Below are 24,112 nucleotides of genomic sequence, written 5' to 3' on the forward strand. Positions count from 1 at the left end.
ACGCCGTACCACCCCGAGCCCACGCCGTACGGACCCGGCGGGACGCCGTACCACCCCGAGCCCACGCCGTACGGACCCGGCGGGACGCCGTACCACCCCGAGCCCACGCCGTACGGACCCGGCGGGACGCCGTACCACCCCGAGCCCACGCCGTACGGACCCGGCGGGACGCCGTACCACCCCGAGCCCACGCCGTACGGACCCGGCGGGACGCCGTACCACCCCGAGCCCACGCCGTACGGACCCGGCGGGACGCCGTACCACCCCGAGCCCACGCCGTACGGACCCGGCGGGACGCCGTACCACCCCGAGCCCACGCCGTACGGACCCGGCGGGACGCCGTACCACCCCGAGCCCACGCCGTACGGACCCGGCGGGACGCCGTACCACCCCGAGCCCACGCCGTACGGACCCGGCGGGACGCCGTACCACCCCGAGCCCACGCCGTACGGACCCGCTGGGACGCCGTACCACCCCGAGCCCACGCCGTACGGACCCGGCGGGACGCCGTACCACCCCGAGCCCACTCCGTACGGACCCCCTCAGCCAGACCCCGTCGTCCCCACGGAGGCACGGCCCGTACCGAGGCAGGAACGCCTGCCGTCACGCGACGGCGACGGCGGTTACCGGCCGGCCGGCCGGCCGTTGCGGCCTCGGCCCAGCCGTCGCCGGCGGATCGCGCGCTGGCTGGCGTTCCTGACCTGTCTGCTGCTGCTCACTCCGGCCGGCACGTACGTCTGGGCGGACACCGAACTCGACCGGTCCGTCGATCTCGGTGGCCTCCCGGACCGCCCGCCACGCGGCGAGGGGCGCAACTTCCTCATCGTGGGCTCGGACAGCCGCACCGGGCTCTCCGAGGAGGAACAGGAGAACCTGCACACCGGCGGGGGCGAGGGCGGCCGGACGGACTCGATGATCCTGCTGCACACCGGAGCCAACGGTACGACGATGACGAGCCTGCCCCGGGACTCATGGGTGACCCTGCCCGAGTTCACCCGTCCGGAGACCGGCAGGCATCATCCGGCCGCGAAGAACAAGCTCAACGTGTCGTACTCCTGGGGTGGCCCGGAGATGCTGGTGCGCACCGTCGAACTCAACACCGGCCTCCGGATCGACAACTACGCGGAGATAGGCTTCGGCGGCTTCGTGGACGTCGTCAACTCCGTCGGCGGCGTGGAGATGTGCCTGAAACGGGACGTGCGGGACAGGAAGTCGGGCCTCGATCTCCCGAAGGGCTGCAGCCAACTGGACGGGGCCGAGGCTCTCGCGTTCGTCCGGCAGCGGCATCAGGAGGCCAACGGCGACCTCGGGCGGACGAGGAACCAGCAGAAGTTCCTCGCGGCCCTCGCCGAGAGGGCGGCCACTCCCGACGTCGCGCTCAACCCGCTCAAGGCGTATCCGACCGTGAACGCGGCGCTGGACACGCTTGTCGTGGACGAGGACATGAGTCTGGTGGACCTGACGGCGCTCTTCCGAGCCGTGCAGAGCGTCGCCTCGGGCGACGGGAAGCAGATCAACGTCCCCGTCTCGGACCCGTACCACCACACGCCCAAGGGCAGTACGGTGAAATGGGACCGGCGCAAGGCCCAGAAGTTGTTCACCCAGCTGCGCAACGACGAAAAGGTGACCTTCTCCGGAAACTGACCCACTGGCCGCTGACTCACTGACCCGCCGATACCGGTGGCCCCGATACCGGTGACCGGCCCGAGCCGTCCGACGAGCGGGTCGACCACACAGCTGACAGGATCGCACCGTGCTCCGCCCCGCGAAACCACGCCGGCTACCCGAGCTGCCGCGCAGACAGCTCCTGCGCGCTGCCGGGGTGGGCGGCGGTCTCGCGGTCGGGCTACCGCTGTACTGGCTGTGGCAGCGGGACAGTCCGACGCCCAGCGGTGACCTCACCTTCGCCACCGGGGTGACCAGCGGGGTGTACGCCCGGTACGGCACCCTGCTCCGTAGGCGGCTCGCCAGGGACGCACCGGAACTGGACATGCGGCTGGCCCCCAGTCAGGGCTCGGTGCACAACATCGACCTGCTGACGTCCGGTGACGCCGACTTCACCCTCGCGCAGTCGGACGCGGCGGCGGCGTACCTGAACGCCGACGGCCCGCACGCCGACCGGCTCTCGGCCTGTGCACGGCTCTACGACGACTACCTCCAACTGGTAGTCCCCGCCGACTCGTCCGTCCGCCGCCTGACGGACCTGGCCGGTCTGCGGGTGGGGATCGGCGAGCGGCGTTCCGGGGTGAGCCTCGTGGCGGGACGGTTGTTCAAGGCCGCCGGCATGGACCGGGATCGGGACATCCGGGCGCGGGACGTCGGCATCGATCGGATGCCGGACCAGCTGGCCCATGGCGAACTGGACGCGTTCCTGTGGGCCGGTGGGCTGCCCACCACCGCCATCGAACAACTCGCCACCCGCACCCCCATCCGGCTCGTCCAACTCGGCGACCTCGTGCCGGAGCTGCGGAAGATGCAGCCGGAGACCCGCCACTACCGGGCGGCGGTGATGCCCGCGGACGCGTACCCGGCCATCCAACAGGGCGAGCCGGTCAACACGCTCGCGGTGGCGAACCTGCTGGTCACCACGGATCGTACGGACCCGATGACGGCGGAGGCACTGACCCGCTCGCTGATCAACAGCCGGGACGAGATCGGGAACCAGGTGCACGCCGCGCAGAAGGTGGACCTGCGTACGGCCATCTACACCGATCCACTTCCCCTGCACGAGGGAGCTCGCCGCTACTACCGCGAGGTAAAGCCCTGAGCGTCCCCGCTCACGCTCCGGCTCTCCTGGCGGTTCCGGCCCCCGCCTGCGCTCCGGCCCCGCACCGAAGCCCAGGCGGCTACGTTCGTGGGGAAGACGCTCGGTCGACCCTGGTGATACGGATAACCAGTGAGGTTCACCGCCCCACCGAAGGAGCCGTCGAGATGCACGACGACCACCGCATCATCGAGGACCGGTTGCGCCGCGTGCTGGAGGAGCGGGTACGCCCCGCGGTCCACACCACGCCCGTCCCGCTGACCGTGGAACGCTGGGACGCGCCCGGGGAACCGGTGCCCGTCGCCGAGGGCCTCGAGGCTCCGTACGAACCGGCCTCCGGGAACGACGAGTGGGGGCCGGCCTGGCGGACGACGTGGTTCCGGGTCTCCGGCACCGTCCCCGCGGAATGGTCCGGTCGCACCGTGGAGGCGGTCCTCGACCTGGGCTTCGACCGCGACATGCCCGGCTTCCAGTGCGAGGGGCTGGTCTACCGGCGCGGTGGCACGGCGGTGAAGGCCCTCAACCCCCGCAACGACTGGATACGGGTGACCGACACCGCGTCCGGCGGCGAAGTGGTGGAGTTGTACGTCGAGGCCGCCGCCAACCCGATCGTCAACACTCCGCAGACCCCGACCTACGAGGGGGACGTGGTCACCGCCAGCGACCGTCCGCTCTACCGGCTGCGCCGGATGGACCTGGCCGTCTTCGAGACCCAGGTGTGGGAGCTGGTGCAGGACCTTGAGGTCGCGGACGGGCTGATGCGGGAACTCCCGTTGTCCGACGCCCGACGCTGGGAGCTGCTGCGCGCGATCGAACGGGCCCTGGACGCGCTCGACCTCGCGGACGTCCCCGGTACGGCCCAACACGCACGCGGCGCCCTGGCCGGCGTGCTCGCGGTGCCCGCCCGCCCCTCCGCGCACCGGATCAGTGCCGTGGGACACGCCCACATCGACTCCGCCTGGCTGTGGCCACTGCGCGAGACGGTGCGGAAGGTGGCGCGTACGACGGCCAACATGCTGGCGCTGATGGCGGAGCACCCGGAGTTCGTGTTCGCCATGTCGCAGGCACAGCAGCTCGCCTGGCTCAAGGACTACCACCCGGAACTCTGGGAGGGCGTGAAGAAGAAGGTCGCCGAGGGGCAGTTCGTGCCGGTCGGTGGCATGTGGGTGGAGTCGGACACGAACATGGTCGGTGGCGAGGCCATGGCCCGGCAGTTCCTGTACGGCAAGAAGTTCTTCCTGGACGAGTTCGGAATCGACACCAAGGAGGTGTGGCTGCCGGACTCGTTCGGCTACACCGCGGCCATGCCGCAGATCGTCGACCTGGCCGGGGCCGACTGGTTCCTGACCCAGAAGATCTCCTGGAGCCAGACCAACAAATTCCCGCACCACACCTTCTGGTGGGAGGGCATCGACGGCACGCGGGTCTTCACGCACTTCCCGCCCGTCGACACCTACAACTCCGAACTCAGCGGCGCGGAGATGGCCCACGCGGCCCGCAACTACCAGGAGAAGGGCGCCGCCTCCCGCTCCCTCGCGCCGTTCGGACACGGGGACGGTGGTGGTGGCGCCACCCGCGAGATGCTCGCCCGGGCGGCGCGGCTGAAGGACCTGGAGGGGTCACCCCGGGTCGCCGTCGAGAAGCCCGAGGCCTTCTTCGAGAAGGCGCACCGGGAGTACCCGCACGCCCCCGTATGGGCGGGAGAGCTGTATCTGGAACTGCACCGCGGCACCTACACCTCGCAGGCCAAGACGAAGCAGGGCAACCGGCACAGCGAGTCGCTGCTGCGGGAGGCGGAGCTGTGGGCGGCCACCGCGACGCTGCGAGGGACCGGCCAGCCGTATCCGTACGAGCGGTTGGAGGCGCTGTGGAAGACGGTACTGCTGCACCAGTTCCACGACATCCTGCCCGGCTCCTCCATCGCGTGGGTGCACCGGGAGGCCCGGGACACCTACGAGCGGGTACGCGCCGAACTGACCGGGATCATCGAACGATCCCAGCGTGCGCTGGCCGGCGAGGGGACGACCGAGGTCGTCTTCAACGGCGCGCCGCACGCCCGCGACGGCGTCCCGGCTGGGGGCGCGGCCGAGCGTACGGACGCGGGCACACCCGTGACCGTACGTGCACGTGACGGCGGTGGCTGGGTGCTGGACAACGGCCTGGTCGGCGTGGAGATCGACGGGCGCGGCCTGGTGGTCGCGGCCCGGGACGCCGACGGCCGGGACGCGGTGGCGCCGGGCCAGCCGGCGAACCTCCTACAGGTGCACCCCGACTTCCCCAACCACTGGGACGCCTGGGACGTCGACGCGTTCTACCGGAACAGCGTGACCGACCTGACGGAGGCGGACGACGTACGGCTCGAGGCCGCCGACCCGGGTGCGGTCACCGTGCGCGCCGCTCGGACCTTCGGCGCGTCGACGGTCGTCCAGTCGCTCACACTGCGCGCCGGCGCCCGCTGCCTGGAGCTCGAGACCGAGGTGGACTGGCGGGAGACGGAGAAGTTCCTCAAGGCGGCGTTCCCGCTGGACGTGAAGACGGACCGGTCCGCGGCGGAGACCCAGTTCGGGCACGTCTTCCGGCCCACCCACACCAACACCTCGTGGGACGCGGCGAAGTTCGAGATCTGCGCGCACCGCTGGCTGCACGTGGGCGAGCCGGACTGGGGCGTGGCCGTGGTCAACGACTCGACGTACGGCCACGACGTCACCCGTGACATCCGCGCGGAAGACGGCGGCCAGACCACCACGGTGCGGCTCTCCCTGCTGCGTGCTCCACGTTACCCGGACCCGGAAACCGACCAGGGTGCCCACCGTCTGCGGTACGCGCTGGTGCCGGGGGCCACCGTCGGTGACGCCGTACGCGCCGGCCACTGGATCAACCTGCCCGCGCGCGTCGTGCGGGGCAGCGGGGCACCGGTGGCGCCCCTGGTGACCACCGGCGGCGACCAGGTCGTGGTGGAGGCGGTCAAGCTGGCCGAGGACCGTGGCGGAGACCTGGTGGTGCGGCTGTACGAGTCGCACGGCAGCCGGGCGCGTACGACGGTGACGGCGGGGTTCCCGTTGTCCACGGCGGTGGTCACGGACCTTCTGGAGCGCCCCCTGGAACGGCCGGAGCGGTCGGCCGCGGTGCTGACGGGGCCGAGCGCGGAGGGCGTGCTGGAGGTGGCGCTGCGGCCGTTCCAGATCCTGACGCTGCGCCTCACGCCGACGGACGCCGGCGCCCGAGGGGACTGAGCCCACGCGGTGTGCCGCACGCAGGCTGCGGGAAGCGCCCCGCCCGCGCGGAGGCGTGCGGCACACTGACGAACGACCGATTACCGTTCCGTTGCCCGGCGCTGGGGCGCTGAGCGCTCGGGCGCTCAGTGGTCGTCACGGGAGGCCGGCAGGTCCGACTCGTCCCGGGGCAGCGTGATCAGCACGCGCAGCCCGCCGTCCGGCTCGTTGGGCGCGAAGTCCAGTGTCGCGTCACCCGCCGCGAGGAGCGCACGGGTGATGGACAGGCCGAGCCCGGAACCGGAGACGTTCTGGTGTCGGCTGCTGCGCCAGAAGCGGTCACCGACCCGGGCCAGTTCTTCCTGGTCCACGCCCGGCCCGTTGTCCGTGACCTCGAGCACCACGTGGCGACCGTGCACGCTGGCGGAGAGGGTGACGACCTTTCCCGAGGGGGAGAACTTGACCGCGTTGTCGACCACCGCGTCCAGCGCGCTCGACAGAGCCACGGGATCCGCCCAGCCGGTCACGGCCTTGGGGCCGGTGAGCACCAGCTCGACCCCGTCCCGACGGGCGACGGGATGCCAGGCCGCCACCCGCTCGGCGGCGAGTTCGGCGACATCGGTCAGCTGCGGGTCGGCCGGACTGTGCTCGGCGAGCGCGAGGGCCAGCAGGTCGTCCAGCACGCGTGCCAGGCGCTTGCCCTCCGCCCGTACCGACTCGAACTCCGCGTGCTCCTCCGGCAGCTCCAGACCCAGCAACTCGATCCGCAACAGCAGAGCGGAGAGTGGGTTGCGCAGCTGGTGCGAGGCGTCCGCGAGGAACGCGCGCTGCTGTTCCAGCACCTGCTCGACGTGGCCGGCCATGTGATTGAAGGAGGCGGCCAGGTGCCGGAGTTCCGGTGGCCCGCCCGAGGCCGCAACCCGGGAGGTGAACTCGCCGGTGGCGATCTCGTGCGCCGCCCGGTCCAGCGTGCCCACGGGCCGCAGCACCCAGCGGGTGAGCAGGTACGCCGCCCCCACCGCGACCAGCAGCGCCGCGGCCTCTCCCCCGACGATCGGCAGCCAGCCGTGCAGGACGCGGGAACGCAGCTGGCCGGTGGGCGAGTCGGTGTAGACCACGGCCGCCACGTCGCCGTCCCTGATCACGGGCGAGGCGACGGCGATCCGCCGTCGCTGCCAGGGCCACACCTGCTCCGGATCGTGGCTACGCCGCCCGGCCAGCGCCTCCTGGAACGCCGCCTTGCCCGCTCCCGTCTCCGGCACCCGCCATCCCTTCGGCGCGGTGGCCATGGCCTGGCCGTCCCGGTAGAACACCCCGGCGCGAATCCCGTACAGGTCGTGGTACCGGCGCAGCTCCCGGCGCAGCGTGGTCAATCGGTCACCCGGCTCGGCGCGCGCGGCCACGAACTGTGCCAGCGAGGCGAACCGGGCCGTGTCGTCGATCCGGTCCACCACGACGTCCTGCTGCTTGGCGGCAGCCTGGCTGGCCGCCAGCGGGAGCCCCAGCGCCACCAGCACCCCGGCGAAGAGCAGGATCAGCAGCGGCAGCAGACGAGCGCGCACGAGTACGTCCCGGCCGAATCACTCGGCGGGCACGACGAGCCGGTAGCCGACTCCCCGCACGGTCTCGATCAGGGCGGGTATGCCGAGCTTCGAGCGCAGCGAGGCGACATGCACCTCGAGCGTACGACCGGTGCCCGTCCAACTCGTGCGCCACACCTCGCTGATGATCTGCTCCCGGCGGAAGACCACACCGGGCCGCTGAGCGAGCATGGCGAGCAGATCGAACTCCTTACGCGTGAGGGCCACCTCCGTGCCGGCCACGGAGACCCGACGAGTGGGCAGCTCGATCCGTGCGGTGCCCAACCGCAGCACCGTACCGGAATCGGTGTCGCCGCCCGGCGCCGCGGTGTCCTCGGGCACGGTACGGCGGCTCACCGCGTGGATGCGAGCCAGCAGCTCCCCGGTGTCGTACGGCTTCACGACGTAGTCGTCCGCGCCCAGGTTCAGACCGTGGATGCGGGAGCGTACGTCGGCACGGGCGGTGACCATGATCACGGGAGTGCTGGTCAGCCCGCGGATCCGCCCGCATATCTCGAAGCCGTCCTGCCCCGGCAGGCCGAGGTCGAGCAGCACCACGCCGAACGCCGGGCAGTCACCCTCAGCGGGCAACAGCTGCCGTAGCGCGGCCTCGCCGTCGCGTACGTGCACGGTGTCGAAGCCGTGCCGACCCAGCACGGCGGAGAGTGCGGCGGCGACCCGCTCGTCGTCCTCGACCAGCAACAGTCTCACTCGCCCACACCTCCGGCTCTTCCTCAGCACTCGCACGTGTCCGTCTGTGCCCACTCCCCGTGACGTACCACTCGGTACGCCGATACGCCTGTCCGGCCGTCCGGCTGTCCGGCTGTCCCGGCGGCACTCGACAACGCTGAGCTGCATCCACCCGGATTCGCGCAGGTGGCGTCAAGGCTCCTCAGCCATCCTGCGGCTTCCGTTATTGAGCCGGTACGCCGCTGTGGCGCGGGGCGTGCGTGGAGCTACGTACCGTGCCGGACAGCGACCGTATCGTTATGCTCAATTTCCGCTCAGATGTAATGACGCTCACGGTGAACGCTCACTAAGGTCCTCGCAACCGACGAGGACGGAGCTACAGGCCGATGAGCAATGTATCGGTGACCAAGGACGCCGGAGGCCCCGAATCGGCACCGAGTGATCTGGTCGTCCTGAACAACGTCAACAAGCACTTCGGTGCGCTGCACGTGCTCCAGGACATCGACCTGACCATCGCGAGCGGCGAGGTGGTCGTGGTCATCGGGCCCTCCGGGTCCGGGAAGTCGACGCTGTGCCGCACCATCAACCGGCTGGAGACCATCGACTCCGGTCACATCGCGATCGACGAGAAGCCGTTGCCCGAGGAGGGCAAGGAGTTGGCGCAGCTGCGCGCGGACGTCGGCATGGTGTTCCAGTCCTTCAACCTCTTCGCGCACAAGACGGTTCTCGAGAACGTGATGCTGGGCCAGTTGAAGGTACGCCGCACCCCGAAGCAGGAGGCACAGGACAAGGCACAGGCACTACTGGATCGGGTCGGGGTCGCCAACCAGGCGCACAAGTACCCGGCGCAACTCTCCGGTGGCCAGCAGCAGCGCGTCGCCATCGCACGGGCGCTGGCGATGGACCCCAAGGTGATGCTGTTCGACGAGCCCACCTCCGCGCTGGACCCCGAGATGATCAACGAGGTGCTCGAGGTCATGCAGCAACTGGCGCGCGACGGGATGACGATGGTCGTCGTCACCCACGAGATGGGCTTCGCGCGCTCCGCTGCCAACCGGGTGGTCTTCATGTCCGACGGCCGGATCGTCGAGGAGGCCGCCCCGGAGCAGTTCTTCAACAACCCGCGCAGCGACCGCGCCAAGGACTTCCTCTCGAAGATCCTCCAGCACTGAGTCACACAGCGGTCTCCAGTTCACCGATCGTAGGGATACTCCTCATGAACAAGCGTCAGGCCGGTATCGCGGCCACCGCCCTCGCTCTCGCGCTGACCGCCACCGCGTGTGGCGGTGGCTCCGGAGACAGCGACGAACTGACCATCGGCATCAAGTTCGACCAGCCCGGCCTGGGACTCAAGACGCCGGACGGGAAGTACAAGGGCTTCGATGTCGACGTCGCCAAGTACGTCGCCAAGGAGTTGGGCTACAAGAACAAGGACATCACCTTCAAGGAAGCCCCGAGCGCCGACCGGGAGAACCTTCTGGTGAACGGCGACGTGGACTTCATCGCCGCCACGTACTCCATCACGCCGGAGCGTAAGGAGAAGGTCGACTTTGCGGGCCCGTACCTGATGGCGCATCAGGACCTGCTGGTGCGGAAGGGCGACAACTCCATCGACAGCGAGAAGGACCTGAACAAGAGCAGCCTGAAGCTCTGCTCGGTCACCGGATCGACGTCCGCGCAGAATGTCAAGAAGAAGTTCGCGTCGAAGGCGGACCTGCAGGAGTACGGCGGCTACTCGGAGTGCCTGACGGGCCTCCAGAACAAGGCCGTGGACGCCTTGACCACGGACGACTCGATCCTGGCCGGATTCGCCTCGCAGGAGGAGCACCAGGGCAAGTTCAAGCTCACCGGTCTCAACCTCAGTGACGAGCCGTACGGCATCGGCATCAAGAAGGGTGACACCGAACTCCAGGGAAAGATCAACAAGGCGCTGAAGAAGATGGTCAAGGACGGCTCCTGGGAGAAGTTCGCCGAGAAGCACTTCGGACCGTCCGGTTACGAGTACGGCGAGGCGCCGAAGATCACGGAAACCAGCTGACAGCTGACGGCCGGGTGGTGTGCCGTCGGAAATGACGGCACACCACGCCATCCAACGAAGCGAGAGCGCGGGAGAACGTGTTCGACTTTCTTGAAGACTACGACGTGTGGGAAGCGTTCTGGGTGACGATCCAGCTCACCCTCTATTCGGCGATAGGCTCCCTCATATGGGGCACCGTCCTGGCCGCGATGCGGGTCAGTCCGGTGCCGGTGATGCGCGCTTTCGGCACCCTCTACATCAACACCGTGCGGAACACTCCGCTCACGGTCATCATCGTGGCCACCTCGCTGGGCCTCTACCAGACGATGGGCATCGAACTAGGCGGCGGAGACTCCAAGGAGATCGGATTCCGGCTGGCAGTACTCGGACTCATCGCGTACCACGCCAGCTTCGTATGCGAGTCACTCCGCTCCGGAATCAACACCGTCCCGGTCGGCCAGGCCGAGGCCGCCCGAGCACTGGGCCTCAACTTCCTCCAAGTACTGACTCTCATCGTCCTGCCGCAGGCGTTTCGTTCGGTGGTCGCTCCACTCGCCAACGTACTGATCGCCCTCACCAAGAACACCACCGTGGCCTCGGCCATCGGGGTATCCGAGGCGGCACTTCTGATGAAGGAGATGATCGAGATCGAAAGTGACGTCATCTTCCTGGTGTTCGCCATCTTCGCCCTCGGGTTCGTTCTCCTCACTCTCCCCGTCGGCATGCTGCTCGGCTGGGTCAGCAAGCGCGTGGCGGTGAAACGATGAGTGACCTGACCGTTCTTTACGACGTCCCGGGGCCACGCGCGAGGATACGCAACTGGTTCTACACCGCACTGTTCCTCGCGCTGCTGCTCCTGCTCGGCTGGTGGGTGCTTTCCGCCATGGCCGAGAAGAACCAGCTCACCGAGGACAAATGGAGTCCGTTCATCACGGACTCCCGGGTGTGGACCACCTATCTCCTGCCCGGACTGCTCAACACCCTCAAGGCGGCTGGCCTTTCCATCGGCATCGCTCTGCCACTCGGCGCGGTACTGGGTATCGCCCGGCTCTCCGAGCACCGGTGGGTCAGCATTCCGGCCGGCACGGTGGTGGAGTTCTTCCGCGCCATTCCGGTGCTGCTGATGATGGTGTTCGCCAACACCCTGTACGCGCAGTTCACCACCATCGAGTCGGAGGTCCGGCCGCTGTACGCGGTGGTGACAGGCCTGGTGCTGTACAACAGCAGCGTTATCGCCGAGATCGTCCGCTCCGGCATCCTGTCCCTGCCCCTGGGCCAGACGGACGCGGCCAAGGCGATCGGCATGCGCAAGTGGCAGACGATGGTGTTCGTGCTGCTGCCGCAAGCCGTCACCGCCATGCTTCCCGCCCTGGTCAGCCAGCTCGTGGTGATCGTCAAAGACACCGCGCTCGGTGGTGCCATGCTCGGCTTCGGCGAACTCCTCAGTCAGGTCCGGGAGATCACGGCCAACTACGGTGCGAACACCATCGCCACCTTCACCGTGGTGGCGTTGCTCTTCGTCCTGCTGAACTTCGTGCTCACCAGTTTCGCCAACTGGTTGGAGGCACGCGTCCGGCGTGGCAAGAAGGCCACCGGAGCGGTGGTGCACGCGGGAGTGACCGACACCGTCGAAATCGAGGAAACTCCCAGCAAGAACTGACCGTTATTCGCTGGTATGCCCTGCCTGTCCTCCCGTCGCTTGACGAGGGGGCAGGCAGTGGGTTGCATACAAGCTGTGATCGTGCATCGGGCTCATTCCGCGCTACCCGCCAACTCTCCAGTGGACACAGCGAAGTGCGAGGTCCGCACGCCGTGGACCCGGTGATCGTGATCGGGGCGGGCCCGGTGGGCCTCGCCCTGGCGCTTGCCCTGGCCCGGTACGCCGTGCCGTCCGTGGTACTCGACTCCTCGGACGGTACGGTGCACCGACGGGCCGCCCGTACCTGCCTCCTGCGCCCGGACACGGCGGCGCTGTTGCCCCGACTCGGCGGTTCTTCCCTCCGCGGGTGGCGTACCGAGCGGCGGAGCCAGTGCGTGCGACGCGTTGAGCTGGCCGACGAGGCCGCCCCACTGCACGTCACGCAACACGACCTGATGGACGCGCTGCACGCGGCCCTGGACGCCGAGGGCCTGACCCGGGTAGTGCCGCACAGTCGGCTGCGGAGCCTGGAGCAGGACGCGGAGGGCGTCACGGCGCACCTGCGATACGCCGAGCCTTCTGGGCCCACTGGGGCCGCCGAGCCCCCTGGTACTGCGCCTCCTCCGGTCGCCGAGTGGCGTGGCAGCTACCTGGTGGGCTGTGACGGCGCCCGCTCCATGGTCCGCAAGTGTCTGGGCATACGTTTCACTGGCCGAACGTCCGTGGAGCGACATGCGGTGGCGACCGTACGCACACGCCTGCCCTGGTCCGAAGAGGCGCTCCTGCATCGCGAGCCGGGGGGCGTGACCGGTGAGGTGCGGGCGCTGCCCTTGCCCGGCCAGCGGTGGCGGCTGGACTGGCTGCTCCCGCCCCGAGGCGAACTCGTCACTCCGGAACGCCTGGTGAGCCTCACCCAGGAGACACTCTCGGCCTGGTGGCAAGGGGACGAATCCGCAACGCCACCCGCCTACGAGTTGCTGGATACGGGCGTGCACACCGCACATCAGCGGCTCGCCAGGCGCTGGCGGCACAAGCGGGCGTTTCTGGCCGGGGACGCGGCACACCTGGTGGGCGCGCTGGGCGTGCAGGGAACCGACGAGGGGCTGCGGGACGCCACCAACCTGGCGTGGAAGTTGGCCCTCGCCTGGCACCACCAGCACACCGAGAGCGCGGACACGCTGCTTGACAGCTACGAGTCGGAGCGACGCGCGGCGGTCGGCGCCCGCCTGCGGGCCGTGGACCAGACGCTGCCCCTCGTGCGCCGTGGGGACGGCGTCAGGTCCCTGCTGCCAGGCAAAGGAGCACGTACTCAACTCGGGCTCCTCCTGGACAGTCACCTGGGCCGTGGGCTGCTCGGCGCACCTCCGGGCTACGGCCGTTCCCCGCTGACCCCTCAACGCGCCATGCGCAGCGTCGTGCCGGTGGAGACTCCGCAGGGCGGTGTGGTCCAGGATGTCCCGGTAACCAACCTGCGAGGGGAAGGGTGTCGGCTGTGGCAGCACCTGGGGCGGCAGCGTGGCGCCCTTACCGCATTGCTCGTGGCTCCTGGCACCGGAGTCTGGGAGAGTCGCCACTGGCTCTCGGCCGGCTTGATGCCCGCTCTCGCGAGAGCCGTCAGCACCCTGCCGCTGCGCACCGAACTACTGGTCACGGAGAACTATCCCGGAGCCGCCGCGCACACCGTGTTGTTGATCCGCCCCGACGGCCATCTGGTGACTGCTCTCCCCGGGACCCAGGAGGCGGATCTACAGGCTTGCGTTGAGTTTCTGTGGCGTGGCGCCTCGGATCAGGGCCAAGACGCTTCGGAAGCACGTTCCCTTCCCTGACCCGTCACCACGGTCTGCGTCGCGAGGGCTTGGACTCGTCCGCCGGACTGCTTGGGAAGCAGTCCGCTTTCGCTACCTCAAGTCAGACGCCGTTCTCCGGCAGATGCCGCTCCAGCGCTTCGAGGTCATCCCCCTCCGCGGCCAACGCCTCCCGCACCACTCGCAAAGCGAGTCCTTCCGAGTAACCCTTGCGAGCGAGCGTCGCAACGAGTCGGCGTATCCGCTTGCTGCTCTCGACTCCGCGAGTGCCAGGCAACTTCCGCTCCACGAGAGTCCGGGCGGTGGACTCCTCCTGGTCGGAGTCCACCTGCTCGATAGCCCCTTCGATCAGCGTGCTGTCCACTCCACGACTTCGCAGCTCACGGCTCAGGGCAGGGCGAGCGAGCCCACGACTGTGATGCCGGGACTCGACCCAGGCGTATGCGAACGCCGCGTCGTCGATCAGTCCTGCCTCTTCGCACTCGCCCAGCACCTCCTCCGTCACCTCGTCCGGGATATCCCGCTTGCGCAGGGTTTCCGCAAGCTGACTGCGGGTGCGTGGAGCGCTGGTCAGAAGCCGCAGACAGAGCGCCCGTGCCCGCTCCACGGGATCTCGTGGCTGGCGCGGTGGCTCCGCCCCGGCCCTCGACGTGACGGAGCCACCGCTGTCTGCAAGGCCGTCTTCGGCCCGTTCCGTTACCTCCGGCCAATCACTACGCCGCGTCACGCGTCAGCTCTTGCTGGCAGCGGACTTGGTCGTCTTGGCCTTCGCCGCTGGCGTGGCAGGAGCAGCCTTGTCGTTGGGCGAAGCGGCCTCTTCAGGGCCGTTCGTAGCCGCCTTTTCCGCGCCGGACTGTCGCGCTGTGGAGTCCTCCTGGGCCGCTCCGATCCCCAGCTTCTCCTTGATCTTCTTCTCGATCTCATTGGCCAGGTCAGGGTTGTCCCGCAGGAAGTTTCGGGAGTTCTCCTTTCCTTGGCCCAGCTGATCGCCTCCGTAGGTGTACCAAGCACCGGACTTGCGGATGAAGCCGTGCTCCACGCCCATGTCGATGAGGCCACCCTCCCGGCTGATGCCCTGGCCATAGAGAATGTCGAACTCGGCCTGCTTGAAGGGCGGAGCGACCTTGTTTTTCACCACCTTCACCCTTGTTCGGTTGCCGACCGCCTCCGTGCCGTCCTTGAGCGTTTCGATACGGCGAATGTCCAAACGCACCGAGGAGTAGAACTTCAGTGCCTTCCCGCCGGTCGTGGTCTCCGGCGAGCCGAACATCACGCCGACCTTCTCGCGGAGCTGGTTGATGAAGATCGCGGTGGTCTTGGAGTGACTGAGCGCCCCGGTGATCTTCCGTAGTGCCTGGCTCATCAGTCGTGCCTGCAGGCCAACATGGGAGTCACCCATCTCGCCCTCGATCTCCGCGCGCGGCACAAGAGCGGCGACGGAGTCCACGACGATCACGTCTAGGGCCCCTGACCGGATCAACATGTCGGTGATCTCGAGCGCCTGCTCGCCGTTGTCCGGCTGGGAGAGAATCAGCGAGTCGACATCCACCCCGAGCTTCTTGGCGTACTCCGGGTCCAGTGCGTGCTCGGCGTCCACGAACGCCACCGTGCCGCCCTTCTTCTGCGCGTTCGCCACGGCGTGCAGTGTCAGCGTCGTCTTGCCGGAGGATTCCGGGCCGAACACCTCCACGACCCTGCCCCGCGGCAATCCGCCCACACCGAGTGCCACATCCAGCGCCGTCGAACCTGTGGACACCACCTCGATCGCTTCGTTCGGCCGCTCTCCCAGGCGCATGACCGCGCCCTTGCCGAATTGCCGTTCAATCTGTGCGAGCGCGGCGTCCAGCGCCTTCTCACGGTCGGTTCCTGCCATGGGTGCCACCCGGTTGCTTGCTTGAGTCGATCGCTTCACGTCCATGACGCTAGCGCCTGCCACTGACAATCAGCCCGAGCATGCTCTCCGTACGCCCGGCACCACCATATGAATGGATGTTCGATTTTTGTGTCAAGCGACCACCAGGGCCTGTGGATAACTGAGAAAACATCTGCTCACGCTGGGGGTCGGCGTTCTCGAAGCCACCCGCGCCGCTGGGATCGGGCTCCGGACGCCCTGGGGTCCGTCACCTCGTAGCGCTTCACGTACACCCCGAGGAAGCCCTGCAGCGTGGCCGTCGCGGGCACCGCGATGAGCGCGCCCACCGCGCCCATCAGGGCGATGCCAGCCACCACCGATCCGAAGGCGACAGCCGGGTGGATGTCGACGGTGACCGCGGTGATCCTCGGTTGCAGCAGATAGTTCTCGAACTGCTGGTAAAGCAGCACGAAAACGGTCAACCAGCACGCCGCCCACGGGTCCACCGTGCACGCGAGCAGTACGGGCAGCGCTCCCGCCAGGTACGTACCCACGGTGGGCACGAACTGCGACACCACCCCCACCCAGAGTGCGAGCACCGGAGCGTAGGGAACTCGGAGGAGTTCCAGGGCGACGTAGTGACACAGCCCGGAGACCAGCGCCATCAGACCGCGGGAGTACAGGTAACCGCCCGTCTTGGCCACCGCGATCTCCCAGGCTCGCAGTACCTCGGCCTGACGTGCGGGCGGCAGGACGGAGCAGAGCGCACGGCGCAGCCGCGGGCCGTCCGCGACGAAATAGAAGGCGAACAGCAGGACGGACAACAGCTGGAAGACGCCGCCCAGCAGGGCGACGGACATCCCCAGAACATTCCCCGCGGTGTCCTGTGCGTACTCCCGCAACCATTCCGAGCGGAGCATCTCCCGCTGTACGCCGGAAGCGCTCAGATCGGTGTGAAAGGTGGTGTTGGTCCAGCCCACGAGATCGTTAACGTAGGACGGCAACCGTCCCGCCAGGGTGGTGAGTTCGCCCGCCAGTACGGAACCGAGCGCGGCGACGAACCCGGCGAAGCCCGCCAGCGCTCCGAGGAAGACCAGGCCGGTGGCCAGTCCACGCCGCAGGCCACAACCCACCAGCCGGTCCACCGCAGGCTCCATGGCAAGCGCAAGGAAGAACGCGATCAGCACGCTCAGCGCCAGGCCCACGAGCCGGTCGAAGGCCCATCCGGCAAGCTGGAAACAGCCCAGCAGCGCCAAGGTCGTGACGACGGCCCTGGGCAGCCAGGAGGGCATTCCGCTGGCCTGGCCCGCGGGCCCTGCCAACGGCGGTGTGGAGTCCAGGGCCTCGTCCGTGAGGGCCCTGTTCGAGGCGGCTGACACGGACAGAGTGTCCCTTATATGAGCATAAGAGCCCAGGAGCGGCTCACCGCTTCTCCGCCGGAACCTCCATCGCCTCACACACCACGCGCCACACCTCCTTGGCCGACCAGCCCGCCGCGAGCGCCTCGTGCACCGTACGACCGCCGAGCGCCGACATCACGTGGTCCCTGGCGAACGAATCCGCGTACGCCTCGCCGAAGTGCCCTGCCATCCGTTGCCAGAAAACCGTCAACCGCATGCGTCTCAGTATCCCGCGCGCACCAGGTCGTCCGGACCAGGGTCCCAGGTCACAGCAAGGCCCGCGCACCCGCCGTCGCCAGCACGGCCACCGCCACCACCACCAGGAACGGCGCCCGCAGAAGCAAGGCGACCGCCGCCGCGGCGAGGCCCGCCGCACGCGCGTCCAGCACGATCCGGGTGCCCTCGCTGAGGGTCTGTTGCGCGGTGAGAGCCGCCAGCAGCGCGACCGGCAACAGCGCGGACAGCCGCCTCACCATCGGCCGCTCCAAGACCCCGGAGGGTACGGACAGCCCGAGCAGCTTGATCAGGTAGCACCCGACCGCGGTAGCCCCGATCGCTATCCACAGAGCCGTCGAACTCACCGCTCCTCCTCCCTCCCGCACGCCGCCCGGTCGGCCGCGTCGGCCGCGTCGGGTTCGACCGTCCACGGCCGGACGGCTGCCCCGTTGGCGCCCGACCCGGCCACCGGTGCCCCTCCGGTTCGGGCACGCTGGCACAGCAGCACCACCGGTGCCGCCAGCGCGGCGATCAGCACCGGGACGCCGCCCGGTAGCACCGGCACGAGTACGAGGCCCAACAGCACCGCGAGCACGGCCGTGGCACGCTCCTGCCCAGTCCGCAGCATCGGTGCCAGCAAGGCCAGGAACACGGCGGGGCCGGCCGCGTCGAGGCCCCACGCCGCCGTGTCACCCAGCGCGGACGCGCCCGCCACGCCGAGCAGCGTGCTGAGGTTCCACAGCACGTACAACGTGGCCCCGGTGACGAAGAAGCCGATCCGCGCCCTTCGCCGATCCCGCTGGGCGAACGTGACCACACTCGTCTCGTCGATCACCCACTGGGCGGCGAGCGGTCGCAGCGGGGCCGGCAGTTGCAGGAGCGACGACAGCCGCAGGCCGTAGAAGGCGTTTCGCACGCCGAGGAAGAGGGCCCCCGCGGCAGCGGCGAGCGGGGTGCCGCCCGCGGCCACCGCCCCAACCAACGCGAACTGCGACGCTCCCGTGAACACCAGCAGGCTCAGTGCGCAGCTCTGTAGCATGCTGAGCCCGGCACCGGCGGCGGTCACCCCGAAGGCGAAGCCGGACAGCCCGACCGCGACGCCCACCCCGAGAGCGTCACGTACGACCGCTCGGTCCGCTCTACGACGCTCCGTCACCGTCTCCTCCGGCCGGCCGGAAGGCAGCGGCACAGCCATATGCGCGGCCTCGCCGCCGCCGGCGAGGTTCGTATCTGCCATGCCGCCAAGACTACGAACGGCCACCCGTTCAGTTCTTGTACATTATTGCGCCCCTGTGGTCACCCCGTCCTCCCGTCCCGCCCGACGGTCGTCCCCGCCCTGTAGAACCCGCTCCCGCTGGTACGCCCCGGGCGGGACGCCGACGATCCTGCGGAAGTGCCGGCTCAGATGGGACTGGTCGGTGAAGCCCAGCGCTGGCGCGACCTCGCCGGGCGGCGTACCGGATTCCAGCAACCTTCTCGCGCGACGTACCCGCGCATCCGTCAACCAAGCGTGCGGCGGCATGCCGTAGCGCTCCCGAAAGGCTCGCAGCAGCGAGAAGGAGCTGGTGCCGAGGTCCGCCGCGAGTCCCCGCAGGGTGGGCGGGTCCGCCATCCGCTCCTCCAGCGTCGCGCGCACGTGTTCCGCGTTGCGCGCCCCCGCCGTACGCACCACGCGCCGTGGGAGTGGTCCGCCGTGCCGCCACAGCAGCCGGGCGACGGCCACCCGCAGCAGGCTGTCGGCGGCCAGGGCGTTACCCTCTTCGGCCGCCCGGTGGACGCCCGCGATGAGCCGGGCCGACTCGACGTCGTCGACCAGCGTCTCGGTGAAGCCGACAGTGCCGCGCAGCCCCACGGACTCCGCGGCGATCTCGGACACGGTCTCCGCTTCGGGGTAGAGCGTGGCGTAGGCCCAGCCTTCGGGGGTGCCGGCACGAGCGGTGTGCGGCACCTCCGGGTTGATCATCACCACCTGTCCCGCGACGGTCCGTTCCGTGCCGTGGGGGAGTCCGACCTCCTCCACTCCCGCCGTGACCGCTCCGAAGACGTAGCCGCTGTGGGTGTGTCGGGGAAACGTCTGGCTGACGTAGCGCGCACGCAGCAGATCGAGCCCGGGCAAGGGCTCGTACCGCCAGTGACGTGCCCATTCATCCTCGGCCATGGCTCCATTGTGCGCCGTTGTCAGTGGCGGGGTGCACGATGGGCGCATGTCCGAGAACCCCGGAGCCGGCACAGCGGTGCTGGATCTCTTCTCCCCCGCGACCCGCGGTTGGTTCACGGGTGCGTTCGCCGCGCCCACAGCCGCGCAGGAGGGCGCGTGGCGAGCCCTGGCCGAGGAATCGGACGCGTTGGTCGTCGCTCCCACCGGCTCCGGGAAGACGCTCGCGGCGTTCCTCGCTTCGCTGGACCGGCTGGCCGCCGTTCCTCCGCCGGCCGACCCGCTCAAGCGCTGCCGGGTGTTGTACGTCTCCCCGCTCAAGGCGCTCGCCGTGGATATCGAGCGGAATCTGCGCAGCCCCCTCACCGGCATCCGGCAGGAGTCCGTACGGTTGGGTCTGCCGGAGCCGGACATCCGGGTCGGCATCCGCTCCGGGGACACCACGGCCACGGAGCGCCGAGCCATCGCGCGACGCCCACCGGACATCCTGATCACCACCCCGGAATCGCTGTTCCTCATGCTGACCTCCGCCTCCCGGGAAGCGCTGTCCGGGGTCGAGACGGTGATCGTGGACGAGGTGCACGCCGTGGCGGGCACCAAGCGGGGCGCGCATCTGGCCCTGTCGCTGGAGCGGTTGGACGCGCTCCTCGCCGGCCCGGCTCGGCGGATCGGACTGTCCGCGACGGTCCGCCCGGTCGACGAGGTCGCCCGCTTCCTCTCCCCGCGACGCCAGGCGACCGTCGTGCAGCCACCCGCAGGCAAGGAGTTCGATCTCTCGGTGGTGGTGCCAGTGGAGGACATGGGCGAGTTGAGCGGCGCCCCCGCACCAGGCACGGACGCCGCCGGCGATCGCCCCTCCATCTGGCCGTCGGTGGAGGAGCGGATCACGGATCTCATCCAGGAGCACCGCTCCACGATCGTCTTCGCCAACTCCCGGCGACTGGCCGAACGGCTCTGCAACCGGCTGAACGAGATCGCCTACGAGCGGGCGACCGGCGAGCCGTTGCCCGAGCACCACTCGCCCGCCGAGCTGATGGCCGAGGCCGGAGCGGCGGCCGGCGCGCCCCCCGTTCTAGCCCGGGCGCACCATGGCTCGGTTGCCAAGGAGCAGCGAGCACAGGTCGAGGAGGACCTCAAGGCCGGGCGGCTGCCCTCCGTCGTGGCGACCTCCAGTCTGGAGTTGGGCATCGACATGGGCGCGGTCGACCTGGTCATCCAGGTCGAGTCGCCGCCTTCGGTGGCTTCCGGCCTTCAGCGGGTCGGCAGGGCCGGTCACCAGGTCGGGGCGCTGTCCGCGGGCGTGGTCTTCCCGAAGTACCGAGGCGACCTGGTGCAGGCGGCCGTGGTCACGGAACGGATGCGGGAAGGCGCGATCGAGGCGCTCCGCGTTCCCTCCAACCCACTGGACGTCCTCGCCCAGCAGCTGGTCGCCATGACAGCCATGGACACCTGGGACGTGGACGAGCTGCTGGGGCTCGTGCGCCGGGCCGCGCCGTTCTCCGCGCTCCCGGACTCGGCGTACACCTCGGTGTTGGACATGCTCGCGGGCCGTTATCCCTCGGACGCCTTCGCCGAGTTGCGTCCGCGGGTGGTGTGGGACCGGGTGGCGCACACGGTCAGCGCCCGGCCCGGCGCCCAACGGCTCGCGGTCACCTCCGGCGGCACGATCCCCGACCGCGGACTCTACGGCGTCTTCCTCGCCGGCGCCGATCCGCGGAAGGGCGGCGGGCGAGTCGGAGAGCTGGACGAGGAGATGGTGTACGAGTCCCGGGTCGGTGACGTGTTCACCCTGGGCACCACCTCCTGGCGGATCGAGGACATCACCAGGGACCGTGTCCTGGTGTCGCCCGCTCCCGGAGTGCCGGGCAAGCTGCCGTTCTGGAAGGGCGACCAACTGGGCCGACCCCTCGAGCTGGGCCGTGCGCTCGGCGGGTTCCTGCGCGAGATCGGCGGACTGGCGCCTGAGGAGGCGCAGGGCCGGCTCGCCGCCGCCGGCCTCGACGAGTCGGCCGCGCGTAACGTCCTGACCTACCTCGCGGAGCAGCGCGCGGCCTGCGGCCACGTTCCAGACGACCGCACGATCGTGGTGGAGCGTTTCCGCGACGAACTGGGCGACTGGCGCGTCGTCGTCCACTCCCCCTTCGGCGCGCAGGTGCACGCGCCGTGGGCACTGGCCGTCGGCGCCCGGTTGACCGAGCGGTACGGCCTGGACGCACAGATCATGCACGCGGACGACGGCCTGGTGTTGCGTCTGCCGGACTCCGACCTGTTGGGGCTGGATCTGCCCGAGGAGAGACCCGGTGGCGATCGGTCGTACGACGCCGACCAGGCCCCGGTGGGCGTCGCGGACGTGCTGCTGGACAAGGGCGAGGTCGACCAGGTCGTCACCGACCAGGTCGGCGGTTCCGCGCTGTTCGCCGCGCGCTTCCGGGAGTGCGCCGCCCGAGCCCTGCTGCTGCCACGCCGCGATCCGGGAAAGCGCACGCCGCTGTGGCAGCAGCGCCAGCGAGCCTCCCAGCTCCTGCAGGTGGCGAGCGAGTTCGGGTCGTTCCCGATCGTCCTGGAGGCCGTCCGGGAGTGTCTCCAGGACGTCTTCGACGTGCCAGGGCTGACCGAGCTGATGGCGGACGTCGAGGCCCGCCGGGTCCGCGTGCTCGAAGTGACCACGGCGGAGCCCTCCCCCTTCGCCCGGTCCCTGCTGTTCGGGTATGTGGCGCAGTATCTGTACGAGGGCGACTCGCCCCTCGCGGAACGCCGCGCCGCCGCGCTCTCCCTGGATTCCCGGCTGTTGGCCGAGCTCCTCGGGCAGGCGGAGTTGCGGGAGCTGCTGGACACGGACGTACTGACCTCCCTGGAGCGGGAGTTGCAGTGGCTCGGTAAGGAGCGCCGGATCAGAGGCGCCGAGGGCGTGGCGGACGTGCTGCGCCTGTTGGGACCACTGACGGACGAGGAGCTGACGGAGCGCGACGCCTCCCCGGAGTGGGCCGAGGAGCTGCGGAGGACGCGCCGTGCGATCCGGGTCCGGATCGCCGCTCGGGACCACTGGGCGGCGATCGAGGACGCCGGCCGGCTCCGGGACGCGCTGGGGGCCGCACTGCCGGTGGGGGTGCCGGAGGCCTTCACGGAACCGGTGCGGGACCCGCTCGGCGACCTGCTGGCTCGATTCGCCCGTACGCACGGCCCGTTCACCTCCGCGGAGGCCGCCGACCGCTTCGGTGTCGGCGAGGCGGTCGCGGACGGCGTCCTGCATCGGCTCGCCGCCGACGGCCACCTGGTGCAGGGGGAGTTCCACCCCGCTGGAGTCGGCCAGGAGTGGTGCGACGCCACCGTGCTGCGCCGTCTCCGACGTCGCTCGCTGGCCGCTCTCCGCGCCGAGCTGGAGCCGGCGCCACCGACCGCCTTGGCGGCCTTCCTGCCCTCCTGGCAGCACCTGGGCACGGGCAGTCTGCACGGCATCGACGGTCTGCTGCGCGCGATCGAGCAGCTCCAGGGAGCTCCCGTACCAGCCTCCGCGCTGGAGAAGCTCGTCCTGCCCGGGCGCGTGCGGGGGTACGCTCCCGCGCTCTTGGACGAGCTGACCGTGGCGGGCGAGGTCGTGTGGGCCGGAGCGGGCGCACTCTCCGGGAAGGACGGTTGGATCTCGCTGTATCCCGCCGACACGGCGCCCCTGCTGTTGCCGTCCCCTCTCCCGCTGGAGGTGTCTCCCCTGCACCAAGCGGTGCTGGACGCGCTGCACGGCGGGTACGGCCTGTTCTTCCGACAGATCGCCGACCAGGTTCGCGCGACTCACCCGGAGGTGACCGAAGCGCGACTCGTCGAGGTGATCTGGGAGTTGGCGTGGTCCGGCCAGCTCACGAACGACACGGTGGCGCCCCTGCGGGCGTTTCTTGGCTCCGGGCGCACCTCGGGCTCGACCGCGCATCGGGCCAAGCGTGCCGTGCCACGTGGCCGGTACGGCTCGCTGACGGGCAGCACCCGTCCCACCACCGCGCGGAACGGTCCTCCCACCGTGGCCGGCCGGTGGTCGCTGCTTCCCGCGCCGGCGCAGGACCCCACGCACCGCGCGCACGCACTCGCACGGACACTCCTGGACCGGCATGGTGTGGTCACCCGTGGCGCGGTGCAAGCCGAAGGAGTGGCGGGGGGATTCTCCGCGGCCTATCGGGTGTTGGCCGCGTTCGAGGAGAGTGGTCAGGCCCGACGGGGGTACGTCGTCGAGGGGCTCGGGGCCGCTCAGTTCGCCATGGACGGCGCCGTCGACAGGTTGCGTGCCACACGTCAGGCACGGGAGCGCGAGGCGTCGACCGTGCCCGGCCAGCACCATGACCCCTCCTCAGGCGTCCTGGTCATGGCTGCCGCTGATCCGGCGAACGCCTACGGTGCCGCGCTGCCCTGGCCCGAGCCACCCGTCGGCGCCGGGCACAAACCCGGGCGGAAGGCGGGTTCGTTGGTGGTCCTGCTGGACGGGCGGCTGGTGTTCTACCTGGAGCGTGGTGGTCGTACGTTGCTCGCGTGGTCCGGCTCCGCGGAGCCGGGTCAGGAGCAGGATGACGAGCGAGGCTTCCGCGCGGCGGCCGAAGGGTTGGTCCGCGCGGCGCAGGCCGGGACCCTCGACACCCTCACCATCGAACGGATCAACGGTGAACCGGCGCTCACGGCGTCACTCGCCGTGTTCCTGGAGGCGGCGGGCTTCCACGCCACACCACGAGGTTGGCGTGTCCGCGCTTGACCCCGACAGCGTCAGCCGACGCGTCGGCCCGGCCCGCGTGCAAATACCACGTC

18 protein-coding genes are annotated in these 24,112 nt (G+C 69.8%); 9 read left to right on the top strand and 9 right to left on the bottom strand.

Annotation, left to right across the window (positions count from 1 at the left end):
* The first annotated feature begins 645 nt into the window (after positions 1–645).
* The 3 genes from AN216_RS30030 (at position 646) to AN216_RS07155 (ending at position 5,997) form a co-directional block, all read left to right on the top strand.
* Positions 646–1,644 (top strand): LCP family protein, encoded by a 999-nt coding sequence (locus AN216_RS30030; RefSeq protein ID WP_338059232.1) that lies wholly within the window; start codon positions 646–648, stop codon positions 1,642–1,644.
* 109 nt (positions 1,645–1,753) lie between these two features.
* Positions 1,754–2,767, top strand: a complete 1,014-nt coding sequence (locus AN216_RS07150) for a TAXI family TRAP transporter solute-binding subunit (RefSeq protein WP_070195737.1) — start codon at positions 1,754–1,756, stop codon at positions 2,765–2,767.
* Positions 2,768–2,931: 164 nt separating this feature from the next.
* Positions 2,932–5,997, top strand: a complete 3,066-nt coding sequence (locus AN216_RS07155; protein WP_070195738.1) for an alpha-mannosidase — start codon at positions 2,932–2,934, stop codon at positions 5,995–5,997.
* Between the two features lie 125 nt (positions 5,998–6,122).
* Here AN216_RS07155 and AN216_RS07160 read toward each other — a convergent pair whose 3' ends face one another.
* Both AN216_RS07160 and AN216_RS07165 read right to left on the bottom strand, forming a co-directional pair.
* Complete coding sequence (locus tag AN216_RS07160; RefSeq protein WP_070195739.1) at positions 6,123–7,538, bottom strand: sensor histidine kinase; 1,416 nt, start codon at positions 7,536–7,538, stop codon at positions 6,123–6,125.
* An 18-nt stretch (positions 7,539–7,556) separates the two neighbouring features.
* Entirely contained in the window at positions 7,557–8,267 is a 711-nt protein-coding gene (locus tag AN216_RS07165) for a response regulator transcription factor (RefSeq protein ID WP_070195740.1), read from the bottom strand.
* Positions 8,268–8,632: 365 nt separating this feature from the next.
* Between AN216_RS07165 and AN216_RS07170 the strand changes: the two genes are divergently transcribed.
* From AN216_RS07170 to AN216_RS07190, 5 genes are all read left to right on the top strand, one after another.
* Positions 8,633–9,418, top strand: coding sequence for an amino acid ABC transporter ATP-binding protein (locus AN216_RS07170; RefSeq protein WP_070195741.1), 786 nt, complete (start codon positions 8,633–8,635; stop codon positions 9,416–9,418).
* Between the two features lie 44 nt (positions 9,419–9,462).
* Entirely contained in the window at positions 9,463–10,284 is an 822-nt protein-coding gene (locus AN216_RS07175) for a glutamate ABC transporter substrate-binding protein (protein WP_070195742.1), read from the top strand.
* A gap of 77 nt (positions 10,285–10,361) precedes the next feature.
* A complete protein-coding gene (locus AN216_RS07180) occupies positions 10,362–11,030 on the top strand; it encodes an amino acid ABC transporter permease (protein ID WP_070195743.1) in 669 nt (222 codons plus the stop codon).
* Positions 11,027–11,923 carry an amino acid ABC transporter permease gene (locus tag AN216_RS07185; protein ID WP_070195744.1) on the top strand — a complete coding sequence of 299 codons (897 nt, stop codon included), beginning with the start codon at positions 11,027–11,029 and terminating at the stop codon, positions 11,921–11,923. The genes AN216_RS07180 and AN216_RS07185 overlap by 4 nt, the downstream gene beginning before the upstream one ends.
* A 152-nt stretch (positions 11,924–12,075) precedes the next feature.
* Positions 12,076–13,728 carry an FAD-dependent monooxygenase gene (locus AN216_RS07190; protein WP_070195745.1) on the top strand — a complete coding sequence of 551 codons (1,653 nt, stop codon included), beginning with the start codon at positions 12,076–12,078 and terminating at the stop codon, positions 13,726–13,728.
* Between the two features lie 82 nt (positions 13,729–13,810).
* On the opposite strand, the gene recX is transcribed toward AN216_RS07190, so the two are convergent.
* From recX to AN216_RS07225, 7 genes are all read right to left on the bottom strand, one after another.
* The gene (gene recX, locus AN216_RS07195; protein ID WP_079166344.1) at positions 13,811–14,434 is read right to left on the bottom strand and encodes a recombination regulator RecX; all 624 of its coding nucleotides are present in this window, start codon (positions 14,432–14,434) and stop codon (positions 13,811–13,813) included.
* A 3-nt stretch (positions 14,435–14,437) separates the two neighbouring features.
* Positions 14,438–15,580: a recombinase RecA gene (gene recA, locus AN216_RS07200; protein ID WP_070195747.1), complete on the bottom strand. Its 1,143-nt coding sequence runs from the start codon at positions 15,578–15,580 to the stop codon at positions 14,438–14,440.
* Positions 15,581–15,756: 176 nt separating this feature from the next.
* Positions 15,757–16,938, bottom strand: coding sequence for an AI-2E family transporter (locus tag AN216_RS07205; RefSeq protein ID WP_420855693.1), 1,182 nt, complete (start codon positions 16,936–16,938; stop codon positions 15,757–15,759).
* A gap of 43 nt (positions 16,939–16,981) precedes the next feature.
* Positions 16,982–17,176: a DUF3046 domain-containing protein gene (locus AN216_RS07210; protein ID WP_070195748.1), complete on the bottom strand. Its 195-nt coding sequence runs from the start codon at positions 17,174–17,176 to the stop codon at positions 16,982–16,984.
* A 49-nt stretch (positions 17,177–17,225) separates the two neighbouring features.
* Complete coding sequence (locus AN216_RS07215) at positions 17,226–17,540, bottom strand: AzlD domain-containing protein (protein ID WP_070195749.1); 315 nt, start codon at positions 17,538–17,540, stop codon at positions 17,226–17,228.
* Entirely contained in the window at positions 17,537–18,370 is an 834-nt protein-coding gene (locus AN216_RS07220; protein WP_079166345.1) for an AzlC family ABC transporter permease, read from the bottom strand. Before AN216_RS07220 ends, AN216_RS07215 begins: the two co-directional genes overlap by 4 nt.
* A gap of 84 nt (positions 18,371–18,454) precedes the next feature.
* Positions 18,455–19,333, bottom strand: coding sequence for an AraC family transcriptional regulator (locus AN216_RS07225; RefSeq protein ID WP_070195750.1), 879 nt, complete (start codon positions 19,331–19,333; stop codon positions 18,455–18,457).
* A 46-nt stretch (positions 19,334–19,379) separates the two neighbouring features.
* Here AN216_RS07225 and AN216_RS07230 point away from each other — a divergent pair, with 46 nt between their 5' ends.
* Positions 19,380–24,059, top strand: a complete 4,680-nt coding sequence (locus AN216_RS07230) for an ATP-dependent helicase (protein WP_070195751.1) — start codon at positions 19,380–19,382, stop codon at positions 24,057–24,059.
* Positions 24,060–24,112: the final 53 nt, after the last annotated feature.

Origin of the sequence: Streptomyces oceani (genome assembly GCF_001751245.1) — a bacterium.
GTDB classification, from domain to species: domain Bacteria; phylum Actinomycetota; class Actinomycetes; order Streptomycetales; family Streptomycetaceae; genus Streptomyces; species Streptomyces oceani.